We start from the raw sequence: 16,576 nt of genomic DNA, 5'->3' as shown, positions 1-16,576 counted from the left end.
GGGAGCACCCGCTCCCCGGGCTCAGCGCGTCGACGCCGCGGACAGCAGCAGCACGATCGCGCCCAGGAGCAGCACCGCCGAGCCGAGCGCCCACAGCACGCCCGCTCCCGGTCGTTCCGGCGGCGGGTCCGGCTCACCCGGCGTCACGCGCGCGGGCGGGGCGACCGCCCGGGCGGACCGCGTACGGCACCACGCCGCACCGACGAGCGCGACGAGCACGAGCACCGTGCGCCACGAGACGCCCAGCCAGACCAGCTGACCGACGCCGAGCACCACGGCCGCGAGGACGAGCGGGAGCACGGCGCCGGCGACGTACGAGCCGTCCCTGCGATCCATGGCACCAGCATCGGGCACCGGGCGGCGCCCCGTCCCTCGCCGTCTCACCGGCCCCTCAGGCGGACTCGACGTCCCGCGTCAACGGGGTCAGCACGTCGCGCTCGTCCTCCGGGTCGACCACGGGGTGCGGCCCCGACCTGCCCGGCGGCTGCGCGAGCAGCACCTCGGCGGCGTGGTCCGCGAGCGCGAACCCCGCGGAGCCGTACAGGTGGAACACGGAGTCGGCGCCATGCCGCTCGAGCTCGGCGACGTCGTCGTCGTACCGCGCGATCGCCGCGACCTTGCCCGTGAACCCGGCCGCGTGCAGCCGCGCGAGCGCGATGAGGTTCGCGTTGTGGAACGGCATCGCGAGCACCGCGACCTTGACCCGTCCGGCGCGCTTGACGCGGGCCCAGAACTCGAGGTCGGTCGCGTCGGCGCGCACCACGTCGTAGCCCTCGTCGCGCAGCGCGGCGTACCGCGTGCTGTCGTGCTCGACGCCGACGACCGACAGCCCGTGCTCGTCGCGCAGCCGCGCGTACGTGGACGCGCCGACGCGGCCGAGGCCCAGCACCAGCGCGTCGGCGTTGCCGATGTCGACGAGCCGGTCGTCGGGGTGCAGGCGCTCGGCGTCGCGCGACGGCAGCAGGCGCGACAGCCACGTCGCGAGCTCGACACCGCGGCGGTTCACGATCGCGGAGACGCCGAAGCTGAACGCCACCGCGAGCGACACGACGACGACCCAGTGCTCGTCGAGCAGCCCCGTGCTCGCGCCCACCGCGGCGACGATGATGCCGAACTCCGAGAAGTTCGACAGCACGAGCCCCGCGAGGAACGACGTGCGCCGCCGCAGCCGCATGAACCACAGCACGACGGCGTACGCGCCGACCTGCAGCGGCAGCAGGAGCAGGAGGATCAGCGCGAGGCCGATCTCGAGCAGGTGCGGCGTGCCGTGCAGACCGATCTGCACGAAGAACGCCACGAGCATGAGGTCCTTGAACGTCATGAGCGAGCGGGACAGCTCGCCCGCCTGAGGATGCGTGGACAGCAGCACCCCGACGACGAGCGCGCCGACGTCCCCGTCGATCCCGACGAGCTCGAACAGCCCGTACCCGAGGACGACCGCGACGACGACGCCGAACAGCGCCTGCAGCTCGCCGTGCCCGACGCGGTCCCAGATCCGGTGCAGCAGCCGTGCGCTCGGGAACAGGAGCGCGAGCAGCAGCGCCCAGGGGCTCGGCGGCTCGCCGCTCGACAGCGACAGGAAGATGACGGCGGCGACGTCCTGCATGACGAGCACACCGACCGCGATGCGGCCGTACAGGGACGTGGTGTCGGAGCGGTCGTCGAGCACCTTCACGACGAACACCGTGGAGGAGAACGACAGCGCGAAGCCGACGAGCGCGAGCGCGCCGAACGACTCGGCCGCGACGTACCCGAACCCGATGACGGACAGCAACCCGAGCAGCCCGACGGCGATCGCGACGCTGATGAGCATGTGCACGGCGGTCGTCAGCCAGATCTCGCGCCGCAGCAGCGACCGCACGTCGAGCTTGAGGCCGATCGCGAACAGCAGCAGCACCACGCCGAGGTCCGCGATCGGCTCGAGGTACGGCAGGTGCGGCGCGCCCGCGGCACCGAGCGCGAAGCCGGCGGCGAGGAAACCGACGAGCGGGGGCAGGCGCAGCAGGACGGCGATGAGGCCTCCCGCGAGTGCCGCACCGAGGTACAGGGCGATATCGGCCACGAGATCCCCTCGACGTCATTGCAGTGGACCCATTCTGCCGTCCCGCCGGGGCAGGTCGTTGCCGCGGGCGCCGGTCCCGTGCGCGCTAGCCTCGCGACGTGAGCCCTTCGCAGCCGACGGCGCGTCAGCGGTGGCGCGCGGTCCCGTGGCTCGTCGCGGGTGCGCCGCGGTGGGTCCGGGTGCTGGTGGGCGTGGCGCTGCTCGGGCTGGGGCTGTTCCTGGTGGCGCGTCCGCTGACGGCGCTCGGGGCGCTCGGGCTGTACGTCGGGCTGAGCGCGATGGCCTCCGGCGTCGCGGACCTGCTGGAGCGTGGTCCGGGGCGGTGGTCGTGGGTCGGCGGGGTCCTGTGGCTCGTCGGCGGGCTCCTGGTCGCGGTCTGGCTCGGGCGGGACGTCGACCTGCTCGTGCCCGCGGTCGCGGTGCTGCTGGTCGTCTCGGGCGTGCTCGACCTCGTCGCGCTGGTGCGTGACCGCTCCGCCGACCGCGTGCTGGGGGCGTTGTTCGGCCTCGCGCAGGTCGCGTGGGGCGTGATGGCGCTGTGGTGGCCGGACGTCGCGCTCGTCGTGATCGCGATCCTGTTCGGCGCGCGCACGGTGGTGTTCGCGGTCGGGCTGCTGTGGCGGGCGACCGTACGGGAGTCGGTGCGGCCCGCCGCACGGTCCGACGAGGGCGGGAGGCGGCTGCCGGGGCTGCGGTGGGCCGCGGGCGTGCTCGTCGTGCTGGTGTCCGGCGGTGCCCTGTGGGTGAGCCACCAGTTCCGCGCGGGCGTCCCGGTCGCGGACTCGTTCTACGACGCGCCCACCGAGGTCCCGGCGGAGCCCGGTCGGCTCGTGCGCTGGGACGCGTACTCCGGCGACCTGCCCGAGGGTCTGCGCGGATACCGCATCTTGTACACCACGACGGCGAGCGATGGTACAGACGCCCTGGCGTCCGGTGTCCTGGCCGTCCCGGTGGCCGACGACGAGCCCGCGCCGCTCGTCGCGTGGGCGCACGGGACCGTCGGTGTCGCGCGCGGCTGCGCACCTTCGCTGCGACGCGACGCGATCTCGTCGGACAGCATCCCCGCGACCGACGCCCTCGCCGAGCGCGGCTGGGCGATGGTCGCCACCGACTACACCGGCATGGGCACGCAAGGCCGGTTCCCGTACCTCGTCGGGACCGGCGAGGGGCACTCGGTGCTCGACTCCGCACGCGCCGCCCGGCAGGTCCCCGGCGTCCGGCTCGCCGACGAGACGGTGGTCTGGGGGCACTCGCAGGGCGGACACGCCGCGCTGTGGGCCGGTCAGCTCGCGTCGTCGTACGCGCCCGACCTCGACGTCGTCGGGACCGCCGCCCTGTCCCCCGCGGCCGACCCGCTCGCCCTCGCGCAGGTCGTCCACGACAACCCCGGCGCGGGCACCGCGCTCGCCGTGTCGTTCGTCGCGACCGCGTACGCGCAGACCTACCCCGACATCGACCTCGACGAGGTCGTCGCACCGTCCGCCCGGACGATCGTGCGCGAGGCCGCGACCCGCTGCACGAGCGAGGCCAGCACCCTGCTCACCGTCCTCACCGGCCTCGCCGTCGCGCGCGACCAGCCGATCCTGCGCTCGGCGCCCACGACCGGTGCGATCGGCGAGCGGCTGCGCGAGAACGTCCCGACGGGTCCCTGGTCCGCGCCCCTGTTCGTCGGGCACGGCACCGACGACGGGGTCGTGCCCTACCGGCTCACGCAGGAGTACCTGCCCGCGCTCTGCGCGTCCGGTGCGGACGTCGAGCCCCACGCGTACGAGGGCCGCTCGCACCTCGACGTGCTGGGTGCCGACTCCCCGCTCGGCGCCGACCTGGTCGCCTGGACGAGCGCACGGCTCGCGCGCGAGCCGGCAACCACGAACTGCAGCTGACCACCGGGCCGGATAGATCCGGCACGTCGGTAACGATCCGGTCACCGTCGCGCGATCGCGTCCCGAACCGCGCACGGCGGCTCGCACCGACCGCTACGGTTCCGCGGGACTGCGGCGCTCAGGTCCGCGGCACCACCGACGACCACCGGAGCTCACGTGTCCACGGACTACCCCGGCCCCCCGACGCCGCCCCCCGGCGACGGCCAGCCCTACCCGGCCCAGCCGCCGGCGTACCCCTCCGGCGCGCCCACCTACGGCGCGCCCGTCTACGGTGCCCCCGCCTACGGCGCCCCGCAGGGTCCGCCCGTGTACCCCGGTGCGCCCGTCGGTGAGTCCGACAAGTCGTTCATCGCGACGTGGCTCCTCGCGTACTTCCTCGGCATCTTCGGCGTCGACCGGTTCTACCTCGGCAAGGTCGGCACCGGCCTCGCGAAGCTCTTCACGCTCGGCGGCTGCGGCATCTGGGCGCTCGTCGACCTGATCCTCGTGCTCGCCGGCGTCCAGAAGGACAAGTTCGGCCGCACGCTGCAGGGCTACGAGCAGCACAAGAAGCTCGCGTGGATCGTCACGGGCGTGCTCGTCGCCCTCGGCATCGTGTCCTCGGCGCTCAACCCGCCGGACTTCAGCAGCCTCAACGACAACGCCGCGGCGGTCGTCCAGGTCCAGGACTGACCGACCGCTCCCAGCGGAGGGCCGGTCACGCAACGACGCGTGACCGGCCCTCGTCATCTGCGCCTCGTCTGCGCTCGTGGCTGGTGTCGGGCGGCCGGCACGACGCTGTCCACAACCCGGTACGCGCCACACCCGCCCCCTGCCCGTTTCGGGTGCTTTGCCCGCCATGGGTCACTCAGGGGGCAGGACTCGCGCGCGCGTAGCCACGATCGTCATTCGGTGCCGGTCTCGTCCTGGCAGCATGCACCGACACGGGGACCTCAAGCCCTCCCGAAGCACCAGCGACCACCTCGGCAGCCGCGACCCCGGACGCCACCGCATCCCCGACCCCGACGCCCGACCCGTCACCGAGGCCGACGGTCGGACTTCCCGACGTCACCGTCGCACCGACGCCGCCCGCTGCCCTCGACGGTCCCCCGACCGAGGAGAACGCGGCCGCCGTCGCCGAGTACTACATGTCCCTCTTCCCGTACATGTACGCGACGGGGAACTCCTCGGAGTGGGAACGCCTCGCCGGCGAGAGCTGCGGATACTGCTCGGGAGCCTTGACGGACCTGAGCGCGAAGGTCTCTGTTGGCAGGCACGCCGAGGGCGGTCAGTTCGAGTTCGAGGCTCGCGGGTCCTCCACCTTCGACGACAAGGAGTTCTTCGCGTGGGTCGTCTTCGTCCAGCACCCATCGCGCGCACTCGACGGGTCAGGCACGGTGGTTGAGGACTTCCCGGACACCACAAGGGTCCGGGCTCAGGTCACCCTGGCGTGGGACGGCTCGACCTGGTCCGTGATCGGCGTCGATCCTCGGAAAGTCGAGTCGCTGTGAGGTTCGTGTCGCCCACCGGTGCCGTCGCGGGGGTGGCGCTGCTCTTGCTGCGGGGAACCGGGACAGCGGCCCGAGGAGAGGACGTCGTCATCGTCGCGCCCGGCGACGAGACGCTGCACGCGCGGGCGTTCGCGGCCGCTCAGGCAGAACGGGCGTGGAAGGCTGCCGCAGTCCCGCCCGAGCTGCGACTGGAGAACTACAAGCGCGCGGCGCGGTGCGACGACGACCCCGGGATCGACGAGCCCGGGATCGACCAGCAGTGCTACGTCCCGCCCGAGGTCGAGATCACCGGTCCCCCGTGCGAGGACGGCCCGGCGCTCGAGCCGCTCTGGTTCCAGTTCCGGGCGACCCCCAGGCGGACTGGTCGGACTGGGAGATGCTCGTCGGCTGGTCCTGCCCGGAGCACCAGCTTCCGCCCGTCGGCGTCGAGGACTTCCGCGTGCTGGACATCGCGCCCCCGGATGTGGGGGTCCAGCCGGCCGGCGCGATGCTCGTGAACAAGCCGGCGATCCTTTTCACGGCTGACGACGCGCAGTCGTTCGAGGTCGCGATCTCCGGGTTCGACGTGGAGATCGTCGCCGAGCCGACCTCGTGGGAGTGGACGTTCGACGACGGCGAGCGGCTCGTGACGGACGTCCCGGGCGCGCCCTACCCGGCGTTCGACGTGACGCACACGCTCCTCGCTCCGCTGAAGGGCAGCACGGTCGGGCTCACCACGTCCTGGAGCGGGCGGTATCGCGTCGCGGCCGATCCCTTGCACAAGTGGCGCGCGATCGAGGGCACGGCCGTGACCGAGTCCCGGAGCGCGCCGTTCGACGTGATCGAGCTCCGCTCGACCCTCACGGGCTGACCGGACAGGTGATGCGTCGTCCGTCTCCGACGGGGGGACTCGTCAGACGGCGCACTCGCAGACGAGGTTGTACTCGACGACCTGCTCGTCGTCCTGCGCCCACTCCTCCGCCTCGCGGCGCGAGGAGAACGTGCGCCCCGCGAGCCGACCGTTGGCCAGGAGCACGCTGAACTCGATCTGCTCGCGCGGGTCGACCCACCCGGTGGTCGTCGTCCGAGTCGTGTCCGTCTGCGTCATGTCAGCCTCCTCACGTCGTCCGCAACACCCGCACGGTCTCGGATAGTCCCGTTCGCCCCATCGTGTCGGAGCCCGCCCCTAGACTCCGCGACGTGATGACCAGGGCGTTCACGAGCAGGTCGCGTGTCGACGGCGACGGGGTGGCGCTCGGCCTGGCGCCCGCGCTCACGCCGGAGGGCGTGGTCGAGGACCCGAGCTTCTTCCACGGCTTCGCGGCGCACCCGCAGGTCCTCGCGCGCGGCCTGCTGACGCTCGCGGACGTCACGGCGACCCGGTACTTCCAGTACACGCCCTCGTCGTTGCGTGACCCGGTGCTCACGGCGCACGGCGACCGGCTGCGCGCCGAGTGCTTCTCGTCGTGCAACGGCGTGTACGCGCGGCTCGACCTGCTGCCCGACGCGTTCGACTCGGGCGAGCTGTCGCACGGGACGACGAACGTGGACGTGGGGGTCGAGACGCGGGTCGCGCTGTCGGGCGTGGGGCGCGACCGGCTGCTGCATCTGGACGTGGGGCGCGGCGGGCTGACGGTGTCGAGCCCGGAGGCAACCGCGACGGAGCGTCCCGTCCAGATGCCGGGGCGCTGGGTGCGGGCGCTGGGCAACGTCGCGGAGCTGCACCGCGGCCTGGACCCCGCGTTCACGGTCGGCGCCGCACCGGCGAAGGCGTTCGTGGCGAGCCTGCCCGCTGCGACGAGCACGGCGCGCACCGCGTGGCTCGTCCCCGACCGTGTCGGCGTCCGGCTGTCGAACCGACGAACGACGGGCGGGGTGCTCGTCGCCGGGCTGCACCGGTTGAGCGCGGCCAAGCGCCTGCTCCCGCACGTCACCGGGCTCACCGTGTACGGCGCGGCGGAGCCCGGGCCGGTCGTGGTCGAGCTTGCGCTGCCCGGTGCGCGTCTGGTGCTCGGGCTCACCGACGAGGCATGGCGGGGTCACTCCGGCGAGGGGTCGCTGCTGACCGCGCTCGCGGGGCCGACCGTCGCGGAGGACGCCGACCTGGTGAGCGCGCTGCTCGCGTTCGAGCCGGTGGTCGACGTGCCGCGGCTCGCGCGCGGCGCCGACCTCGACGAGGAGCGCGTGCACGCGGCGCTGGCCGTGCTCGCGGCGGACGGTCGCGTGGGCTGGGACCTGCACGACGGCGCGTACTTCCACCGCGAGCTGCCGCACGACCCGGAACGCGTCGAGAAGGACAACCCGCGCCTGGTGAGCGCCCGCCGGCTCGTCGAGGCCGGTGCGGTGAGGCCCGTCGAGGGCGGCTGGTCGGTGCGCAGCCGCACGGGCGGCCCCGACCATCGCGTGTCGTCCGGGCATCTGTCGTCCGGGCATCTGTCGTCCGGGCGCTGCACGTGCCCGTGGTTCCTGCGGCACGGCACCGGGCGCGGCCCGTGCGCGCACCTGCTCGCCGTTCGCATCCTGGAGGAGACCGCGTGACCGAGACCCCGACCCTGCCGGCGAGGCTCGTCGCGGCGATCGACGTGTTCACGGACCTGGGCTGGCGCGAGGCGACCCTCGCCGACGCCCTCGAGCGGCCCCTCGGCACGCCCGAGCAGCAGCGCGTCGCGCGTGACGGGCTCGCGACGGGCGCGTGGGGCGAGTTCGGGCAGATCGGCGACTCGACCTGGGGCTGGGTCCCGTGGGTCGACGTCGACACGGACGTGCTCGCGGTGTTCGCGGTGCGGGTGGGCGTCGACGCGAAGCGCGCCGCGCGGATCCTGCCGTCCAGCCACGTCCTGGACGACGAGCGTGCGGCCCGCCTGCTGGCGGAGCGCGGCGCGCGCTTCGGGGCGGCGTTCGTGACGGCTGCGTGCCGGTCGAACCGGCGTCCGTGGGAGCACGCGACCAGCGCGTACGCGGGTGCGGTGGTGCGGGTCGTCGACGCGCTGGACCTGCCAGTGCCGCACGAGGTGGAGTACCTCAAGGACTGGTCGGTGTACGCGCTGGGCGCGCTGACCGGTGAGGGTGAGCTGTACCCGCAGGAGCGCGGCTGGTGCCCGCCGGAGGTCGTCGCGCGCCGCGCGCTCGACCACCTGCGTGCGGGCGTCGCGGTGGGGGTGCCCGCGACGGGTCCCTTCGGGTCGGTGGTGCCGCACGCCGTCGCGGCGGGCTGGGTCGACCGCGACGAGGCGGTGCGCCTGGTGCTGACCGCGCTCGACGCCGCGCAGCGCCCGGGCGACCGGCGCGCGTGGGTGCAGGCGTTGACCGGCCCGCTCGGGCTGACGGACGACGAGCTCGTCGCGCACGCCGACGCCCTGGTGACGGTCCTCGCGCACGGGGACGGCCCGGTGGTCGAGGCGCTGGCGCCGCGCCTGCTGGCCGCGTGGCCCGCGGGCGCGCCCGACGACGTGCTGGGCGACGTCCTCGCGGTCTCGCTGCCCGTGCGGGCCAAGAAGGTCCAGCTCGCGGTGCTCGCTGCCGCCGCGGCCCGGCTGCGCCCGTCGTCGTCGGTCGTCGAATCGGTCGCGCCGCTCGTCGTGCCGCGCACGACGGCCACCGACCGTCGTCTCGCGCGCGCCGCGCAGCAGCTGGTGACGGCCTGGGACCTGTCGGCCGCGACGGACGAGCCCGCGGTGACCGAGGTGCCGGGCGACCTGTGGCGCGCGACGCCTCCCGTGTGGGAGGTGCCGCGGCTCGTCGTCGGCGAGGCGACGGTCGAGACGGTGAGCGCCGCGGCGGCCGCACTGACCGGACGGCCCGAGGGCGTCGTGGACGTCGAGGTCGAGCGGTTCCTGGCGCTCGCGAACGCGCTGGCGCACGCGGACCGCGAGGCGGCACGCACCGCGCTCGGCGGCGTGCGCGGGTCCTCGGTCGACGGTCTGCGCTGCGTGCCGGCGTGGATCGCCGGCGAGGCGTCGTCGCTGGTCGACCGGCCCGCGCGCCGGGCGTGGAACGGGCGCGAGCTCGTGTACCCGCCCGCGACGGCCCGCGAGGCGTCCGTGGTCCGGCGGCTCGGCGAGGCGCCGGTCCTGCTGTCGACGCCGACGTGGGTGGACCTGCGGGTCGACCCGGCGGACCTGGTCGACCGGCTGCGCGCGCACGCGGCCGCGGGCGCGGCGGTGAGCGAGGCCGACCTGTACCTCGCGCTCACGCGCACGGACGTCTCCCTGGCGTCCGACGAGATGCTGTCCGCGCTCGACGTGCTCGACGTGCCCGTGGTGCTCCAGGACGGGAGCAAGGCGACGTTCACGGCTGGTCCGGCCGCCCGGGCGTACCTGCTCGACCCGTTCGTCGAGCCCGCCGTGCGGCCCGGCGGCCGCTGGCGCTGGTGGCAGCCCGTCCGCCTCGCGGTGCCTGCCTCGCTCGCGGCGTTCCCCGCGCGGCTCGGCGACGAGGACCGCTACGACATGCCCGGCCCGGAGACGTTCCCGACCTGGGGTGACGCGGCCGGGAACGGGATCAGCACGCACAGCTCGGGCGAGGCGTGCGCGGGGCTCGTCCTGCGCCAGCTCGTCCGACGCGCGACGCCCCTCTCCCCCGGCCTGGCGGTCAACGTGCTCGGCTCGCAGCGCTCGTTCCACCCGGTCGCGGCGCCGGACGGCACCGTCGCGGTCCTCGAGGCGTGGGAGCGCGGGCTGCTGCTCCCCGGCGTCGCGGACGTGCGGCTGCTCGACTGGGACGAGGCACCGTCGAACCTCGCCCCGCTCGCGCGGGCGTGCGGGGAGCTCGCCGCGGAGGGTCTGCTGAGCGTCGTGTGGCCGGTGCTCGACGCGCTGCTGGGCGCCTCCCTGCGGGCACCGCGGCTCGTCGCGGGCACCGCGGAGGTCGCGGAGGCGGTGCAGTCGCTGCTCCCGGCCGTGCTGGCGGCCGTCGCGGCGGGCGCCGCCGACGAGGACGCGCTCGCGCTCCCGGGCGTGCGCGCGCTGGCGGCCCGCTCCGGCTCGTCACGTGCCGCGACGGCGGCGCGCGCGGTCGTCGCGCTCCTGCCCGCGGCCGACGGCCCGGCCGTGCCCGTCGAGCCGCCCGCCCGGCCGACCCGCCCGTTCGACGAGGCCTGGCCCGCCGGCGCGGGCACGCGGCCCGCGGTCGACGACGGCGCGACGCTCACCGCGCAGTGGGCGGACCCGGCGGCGTCGACGAAGTGGCTCGCGGTCGACGTGGAGCTCCCCGGGACGCCGGGCGGGCCGTTCCGGGTGGTGAAGAGCTGGTTCTACGACCTCGAGGCCGAGGGCCAGTGCGCGGCGACCGGTGCCGCGGGCCGGGTGTGGCTGCGGTGGGAGGGCGAGCGCGTCGTCGTCTCCCCGCACCGCAACTGGCGCGGCGGGACGGACGGTCCGCTGGCCGGTGGCGGTCCCGTGCCTCCGTTGACGACGTCGATGGTGGCGGTCGTGCTCGCGAGCCTGTGCCACGACGCGGCGGAGGTCCACCACCCGCGCGAGCTGCTGGGCAGCGGGCTCGTCGGATCGGCGTCCGTGACCGTCGCGATGCGCGCGCTGCTCCCCCACCCCGACTTCAGCCCGGCGCGGCTCACCAAGGTCGTCGAGGACCCGGCGCTCCTGCCCGTGCTCTGGCCGGTCCTGGTCGAGTCCGTCCGGCATGCCGCGGCGACACCCGGGACGGTGCCGCGCTGGCTCAACCGGGTCCTCGACGTCGCGCTCGTGCACGCCCCGCTGCTGCGCGAGGCGGCGGACCGCGGTGCGCTCCCCGCGGACGCGGCGTCCTGGCCGGGTCTCACCGACCTCGCCGCCCGGCCCGGCTCGTCCACGGTCCCGACGAAGGCCCGTGCGCTGGTGGCCCAGCTGCTCGACGACCGCTGAGACCCGCGTCTCAGTGCGCGGGACGTCGCGTCCGGACCGTTGCCTCGTGGGAGACCCCGCCTAGCATCCCGGGAGCAGGCACGAACACGAGGGGGATGCACGTGGCGACCGAGACGGTGAGCGCAGCAGACGAGCGCACGGCGGGCGACGTCCACGTGCTCGACAACGCCGCGTGGCACTCGCTGACCGGGGCGCACGCGCGCTTCGCGCGGGGCAACGACCTGGTGCTCCGCTACGACCCGGAGGTGTCGCCGTTCACCGCGGTGCGCGACTGGGGGCACCCGGACGTGTGGGACGCGATCGTCGAACTCGTCGGTCCCGGCGCGCTGTTCCCGGTCTCGGGCGACGCGCCGACGCTCCCGGACGGCTGGGTGGTCGAGCGACAGCTCGGCGGCGTGCAGCTCGTCGAGACCGACGCCCTGCAGCCCCGTCCCGACGACGAGGCCGTGGTGCTCGGCGCCGACGACGTGCCCGAGATGCTCGCGCTCGTGAAGCGCACGCAGCCCGGCCCGTTCGCGCCGCGCACGCACGAGCTCGGCCGGTACGTCGGCATCCGGCGCGAGGGCCGGCTCGTCGCGATGGCGGGCGAGCGCCTCCAGCCGGGCGGCTGGACGGAGATCAGCGCGGTGTGCACCGACGCCGCGCACCGCGGTCAAGGGCTCGCCACGCGACTCGTGCTGGACGTCGCGCACCACGTGCACGAGCGCGGAGACCGCGCGCTGATGCACGCCGCGGAGTCCAACACGGGCGCCATCGCGATCTACGAGCGGCTGGGCTTCCGGCTGCGCCGCCGCACGACCTTCGGTGTGGTCCGCACGCCGGGCGCCCCGCGCGACTGACTCGCACGACCGAGCCGCCCGCGAGTCACACGAGGTCGGCCAGCAGCCGCGCGGCGCGCAGCGCACCGTCGGTCTCGACCGGTCGGTACTCCACGTCCCCGGCGAGCGCGTCCGCGACCGCGGTCGCGAGGCCGTCCGGGTCGAGCGCGTCGTCGTAGTCGAGGTACCGGCCGGCGCCGTACCGCTCGAGCCGGGCACGCACGTGGTACGTCTGCTCGAAGTGGTGGCGCAGCGGCACGGACACGAACGGCTTGCGCAGCGCGGTGAGCTCCATGCACGTGGTGAGCCCGCCCTGCACGACGGCGACGTCGCACGCGGCGGACAGCCGGTACAGGTCCGGCACGTAGCCGAGCACGGTCGCGCCGTCGGGGACGGGCAGCGACGCGGGGTCGATGCGGGGTCCGGCGACGACGGCGAACCGCAGGTCCGGCACGAGCGCACGCGCCGCCGGCACGGCCGCGAGCACGCGCCGCAGCAGCGGCTCCCCCACCCCCGACCCGCCGACGGACACGAGGCACAGCCGTTCGCCCGGGTGCACGCCCAGCGACTCCCGCACGGTCGCGGCCCCGGCGGCGGCCGCCACCGCGTCGAACCCCGTGACGTAGCCCGCGAAGTCGAAGTTCTCCGCGGTCCACGACCGGATCGACGGCAAACCGGGCCCGAACTCCTCGTCCACGACGTCGTCCGGCGACCCGACGAACACCGAACGGTCGCGCACCCGGGCGAACCGCGCCCGGTGCTCGATCATCTCGGCGTTGTAGTCGGCGGTCAGCGCGACCTCGCGCGCACCGCCGTCCGGCATCGGCAGCCAGCCGACGAAGTCCGTCATCCACGCGAACGAGAACCGCTTGAGCTCGGGGTTCTCGTGGAGGAAGTGGTCGACCTCCCACGCCTCGTCGCCGACGACGAGGTCGTACTCGCCGTCCGCGACGACGTCCGCGAACACCATGAAGTTGCTCACCAGGACGGCGTCCATCCGTCGGATCGTCTGGAACGCGTGCAGGTCGTGCTCGCCGGCCTCGTGCTCGACGTGCCGCGACTCGTTGCGCAGCCACGCGGACGCGGGGTGCACGTGCTCGTCGTGCTGCGCGAGGACGCGGGTGACCGGGTGCTGCGCGAGCCAGTCGACCTGCACGTCGGGGCGCAGCTCGCGCAGAGCGCCGGCGACCGCGACGTCGCGCTGCGCGTGGCCGAGCCCGATCGGGGACGACAGGTACAGCACTCGCGGGGTCCGGCGCGCGGCGTGCGTCCACGTCCGCCGAGCGGGCGGCGGGGACGCGGGGTCCGACGAGGGCAGCGGCGGCGCGACGCGCTCGACGAACTCCTTGAGCAGGTGGTTCACCTTGACCGGGTCACGCGCGGGCGGCCCGTGCCCCGCGCCGTCGAGCACCACGAGCTCGCCGCGCGTGAGCTCCGCGAGCCGCTCGCCGAACGCGAGGGGCCGGATGCGGTCGTCGGACCCGTGCACGACGAGCACGGGGCACGTCACGGCGCGCGCGAGCGGCTCGATCGACTCGCACACGGCGCCGTCGCAGCCGAGCCGCCCCGCGGTGGTGTCCGCGAGGACCTGCGGCGTGATCTCGTGCGCCCACGCGACGCAGTCCTCGATCTGCTTGGTCGAGTGCGGCTCGGAGAACATCCGGCCGAAGAAGAACTCGACGAACTCGTCGTAGCCGCCGCCGAGCCAGTAGTGCTTGTTGTACTTCGCCCACCCGTCGGTGGTGTCGAGCGGGACGTCCCACGGGACGTGGTCACGGCCCGGCGTCGGGACGGACACGCCGCACGACGACGCGATCGCGACGAGCCCGAGCACACGCTCGGGGTGCTTCGCGGCGACGTGCACCGACCACGCGGCACCGCAGGACAGCGACACGAGCACGGCGGCGCTCGTCGTCGTCGCGTCGAGGACGGCGAGCAGGTCGGCGGCGTACTCGGTGTCGGTGTACGCCGCGGCGCCCCGGGGACGCGACGACGCGCCGCTGCCGCGCCCGTCGAACGTCACGACCCGGAAGTGCCGCGCGAGGTACCCGACCTGCAGCTTCCAGAAGTCCGACGGGACGATCGACCACGTCGGGACGAGCACGACCGTCGGGCCAGGCCGCGCGTCACCGTAGACGCGGTACGCGATCCGGACGGGCTCCGCACCGTCGGCCCCACGTTCCACCACCCCGACGCGGTCCGGGTCCGCCGCCCGGCTCGCGGACGGCAGACCCGACGACGAGCCCGCACGCTCGTCGTGACCCGTGCGCACGGGCGCCCCGCCGACGACCGTCGGCTGGACGACCGGGGCGACCCGGGGGCCGTGGCTCACACCGGCAGTGTGCGCCGCCACGGCCCCCGGGTCACCACTCTCGGTGAAGGGACTCACGGCCGGATCTCGAACACGTTGTTGAACGGCGTGGCCGCCGCGGTGCCGAACCGCGTGAAGCCACCCGTCGTCGCGACGTCCCGGATGCGCGCCGGGCCGGCCTGCGTGCCGAGCGCGAGCCCGACATCCTGGGACAGCGACGCGGGCGTGCACAGCAGCGTCGAGAACCCGTAGTAGGTGCGGCCCACGGGGTTGAGGTTGTCCTCGACGTGGTCGCCCGCCATGGGCTCGACGACCATCCACGTGCCGTCGTCGGCGAGCGCCTGACGCACGTACCGGGCCGCCCCGACCGGGTCGCCCATGTCGTGCAGGCAGTCGAACATCGCGACCAGGTCGTACCCCGTGCCGGAGAACCCGGTCGCGGGGGCGACCTCGAACGTCACGCGGTCCGCGACGCCCGCCTCGGCGGCGCGCGCACGCGCGACCTCGATCGACTGCGCGTGGTAGTCGGAACCGACGAACGTCGAGCTCGGGAACGACTTCGCCATGAGGATCGTCGACGCCCCGTGCCCGCAACCGACGTCCGCGACGCGCGCGCCGGCCTCGAGCTTCGCGACCACGCCCTCCAGGGCGGGCAGCCACTCACCGATGAGGTGGCCGTTGTACATGGTGCGGAAGAACCGCTCGCAGCCGTGGTGCACGTCGCGGTTGTGCGCGTGCCACCCCAGGCCGTCACCGTCGATCGCCGCGGCCAGGATCTCCGGGGCGTCGCGGACCGTGCCGTGCGCGAGCTGGAAGAACCCCGGCAGGTATGCGGGGCTCGTCGGGTCCGCGAGCGCGACCGCGTGCTCCGCGGGCAGCGTGTACCGGCGCGTCTCGGCGTCGTACTCGACGTACCCACCCGCGGCCTGCGCGGCGAGCCACTCGCGGGCGTACGGCTCACCCGTGCCCGTGCGTTCGGCGAGCTCCGCGGGGGTCACCGCGCGGCCGTCGGCGAGGGCGCGGTAGTACCCGAGCTGGTCGCCCATGACGACGAGCGCGGTGTTGCGGGTCGCGCCGACCTCGTCGACGGCGCGGAACACGAACGACATGAGCTTGTCGGGGTCGATGGCGCGCTGCGGCGCGTCCGCCTGGAGGGTCACGATGGTCTCCTTGAGGGTTCGGTGGACGATCTGTCCGGTTCGACCCTCGTCGGGCGCCGCGCGCGCTCGCATCAGGGGGTCCCCCTGGGGTGCTCCCTAGACTGACGAGGTGCTGGTCGGCCGCGAGCGCGAGCGCCAGGTGCTCACGTCCCTGGCCGCGGCCGCGCGCGTGGGCGAGGGCGGCACGCTCGTCGTCGTCGGTGAGGCCGGGATCGGCAAGTCCGCGCTGCTGCGTGACGCGGCGACGACGGCCGCTGCGGCCGGGATGCGCGTGCTCGAGGCCGCGGGGGTCGAGGCCGAGCGGGAGGTGCCGTTCGGCGGGCTGCTGCAGCTCCTGCGGCCGGTGCTCGAGCACCTCGACGCGCTCCCGGCGCCGCAGGCCGACGCGCTGGGGGCGGCGCTCGCGCTGCGACCGGGTTCGGTCGACGAGCGGTTCGCGGTGGGCGCGGCGGTGCTGGGGCTGCTGAGTCGCGTCGCGGAGGACGAGCCCGTGCTGCTCGTCGTGGACGACGCGCACCTGCTGGACCCGCCCACGGCCCAGGCGCTGACGTTCGCGGCGCGCCGCCTGGGCGCGGACCCGGTCGCGGTCGCGCTCGCGGTGCGGCAGGAGGCGGTGTCGGTCGTCACGCAGGCGGGGCTGCCGACGCTCGCGCTGGACGGCCTGGGTCCCGACGAGGCGGCCGCCCTGCTGGTCGGACGGCGGTTGTCCGACCTGGCGCGCGCCCGGCTGCTCGCTGCGACCGGTGGCAACCCGCTCGCGCTGCTCGAGCTGTCGGGCGACGCGGCGCTCGACGCCCTGCCGGACGCCGCGCCGCTGCCGGTGCCCGCGTCGCTCGCGCGCGCGTTCGCGGCCCGCGCGGACACGTTGTCGACCGGTGCCCGCACGGCGCTGCTCGTCGCGTCCGCGTCCGGCGGCGACCTCGCGACGACCGTCCCGGCGTGCGCGACGCTCGGGGTGGGTCCCGACGAGCTCGACGAGGCCGCCGCCGCGGGACTCGTGACGGTCGACGCGGGG

At 74.9% G+C, this 16,576-nt stretch carries 11 protein-coding genes and 2 pseudogenes; 8 read left to right on the top strand and 5 right to left on the bottom strand.

Features of this window, described 5'->3' with window-relative positions; translation table 11 throughout:
• Positions 1–21 precede the first annotated feature (21 nt).
• A complete protein-coding gene (locus tag F1D97_RS08795; RefSeq protein WP_236120157.1) occupies positions 22–336 on the bottom strand; it encodes a hypothetical protein in 315 nt (104 codons plus the stop codon).
• Positions 337–391: 55 nt separating this feature from the next.
• On the bottom strand, positions 392–2,062 hold the full coding sequence (locus tag F1D97_RS08790) for a cation:proton antiporter family protein (protein WP_236120156.1): 1,671 nt from the start codon (positions 2,060–2,062) through the stop codon (positions 392–394).
• 98 nt (positions 2,063–2,160) lie between these two features.
• On the opposite strand from F1D97_RS08790, the gene F1D97_RS08785 reads away from it, so the two are divergent.
• From F1D97_RS08785 to F1D97_RS08770, 4 genes are all read left to right on the top strand, one after another.
• Positions 2,161–3,945 carry a lipase family protein gene (locus F1D97_RS08785; protein ID WP_236120155.1) on the top strand — a complete coding sequence of 595 codons (1,785 nt, stop codon included), beginning with the start codon at positions 2,161–2,163 and terminating at the stop codon, positions 3,943–3,945.
• 156 nt (positions 3,946–4,101) lie between these two features.
• On the top strand, positions 4,102–4,617 hold the full coding sequence (locus F1D97_RS08780) for a TM2 domain-containing protein (protein ID WP_236120154.1): 516 nt from the start codon (positions 4,102–4,104) through the stop codon (positions 4,615–4,617).
• 233 nt (positions 4,618–4,850) lie between these two features.
• Positions 4,851–5,435, top strand: a complete 585-nt coding sequence (locus tag F1D97_RS08775; RefSeq protein WP_236123544.1) for a DUF6318 family protein — start codon at positions 4,851–4,853, stop codon at positions 5,433–5,435.
• A gap of 376 nt (positions 5,436–5,811) precedes the next feature.
• Positions 5,812–6,285 (top strand): hypothetical protein, encoded by a 474-nt coding sequence (locus F1D97_RS08770; protein ID WP_236123435.1) that lies wholly within the window; start codon positions 5,812–5,814, stop codon positions 6,283–6,285.
• A 42-nt stretch (positions 6,286–6,327) separates the two neighbouring features.
• Here F1D97_RS08770 and F1D97_RS08765 read toward each other — a convergent pair whose 3' ends face one another.
• Complete coding sequence (locus F1D97_RS08765) at positions 6,328–6,522, bottom strand: hypothetical protein (protein ID WP_236123434.1); 195 nt, start codon at positions 6,520–6,522, stop codon at positions 6,328–6,330.
• 95 nt (positions 6,523–6,617) lie between these two features.
• Here F1D97_RS08765 and F1D97_RS08760 point away from each other — a divergent pair, with 95 nt between their 5' ends.
• The 3 genes and pseudogenes from F1D97_RS08760 (at position 6,618) to F1D97_RS08750 (ending at position 12,111) form a co-directional block, all read left to right on the top strand.
• Positions 6,618–7,952 carry an SWIM zinc finger family protein gene (locus F1D97_RS08760; RefSeq protein ID WP_236123543.1) on the top strand — a complete coding sequence of 445 codons (1,335 nt, stop codon included), beginning with the start codon at positions 6,618–6,620 and terminating at the stop codon, positions 7,950–7,952.
• Positions 7,868–9,562 (top strand): annotated as a pseudogene (locus tag F1D97_RS17575) (hypothetical protein); the annotation flags it as partial. The gene F1D97_RS08760 and the pseudogene F1D97_RS17575, both read left to right, overlap by 85 nt.
• Before the next feature lie 1,811 nt (positions 9,563–11,373).
• Positions 11,374–12,111: a GNAT family N-acetyltransferase gene (locus F1D97_RS08750; protein WP_396022574.1), complete on the top strand. Its 738-nt coding sequence runs from the start codon at positions 11,374–11,376 to the stop codon at positions 12,109–12,111.
• Positions 12,112–12,136: 25 nt separating this feature from the next.
• On the opposite strand, the gene F1D97_RS08745 is transcribed toward F1D97_RS08750, so the two are convergent.
• Entirely contained in the window at positions 12,137–14,422 is a 2,286-nt protein-coding gene (locus F1D97_RS08745; protein WP_236123431.1) for an alpha/beta fold hydrolase, read from the bottom strand.
• 53 nt (positions 14,423–14,475) lie between these two features.
• Positions 14,476–15,561 (bottom strand): class I SAM-dependent methyltransferase, encoded by a 1,086-nt coding sequence (locus F1D97_RS08740; RefSeq protein ID WP_236123430.1) that lies wholly within the window; start codon positions 15,559–15,561, stop codon positions 14,476–14,478.
• Between the two features lie 109 nt (positions 15,562–15,670).
• Here F1D97_RS08740 and F1D97_RS17550 point away from each other — a divergent pair.
• Positions 15,671–16,087 (top strand): annotated as a pseudogene (locus F1D97_RS17550) (AAA family ATPase); the annotation flags it as partial.
• Positions 16,088–16,576: the final 489 nt, after the last annotated feature.

Origin of the sequence: Cellulomonas palmilytica, assembly GCF_021590045.1 — a bacterium.
GTDB lineage: Bacteria > Actinomycetota > Actinomycetes > Actinomycetales > Cellulomonadaceae > Cellulomonas > Cellulomonas palmilytica.
The sequence above is the reverse complement of the archived record's forward strand: the minus strand, read 5'-3'. Positions and strand labels throughout refer to the sequence as shown.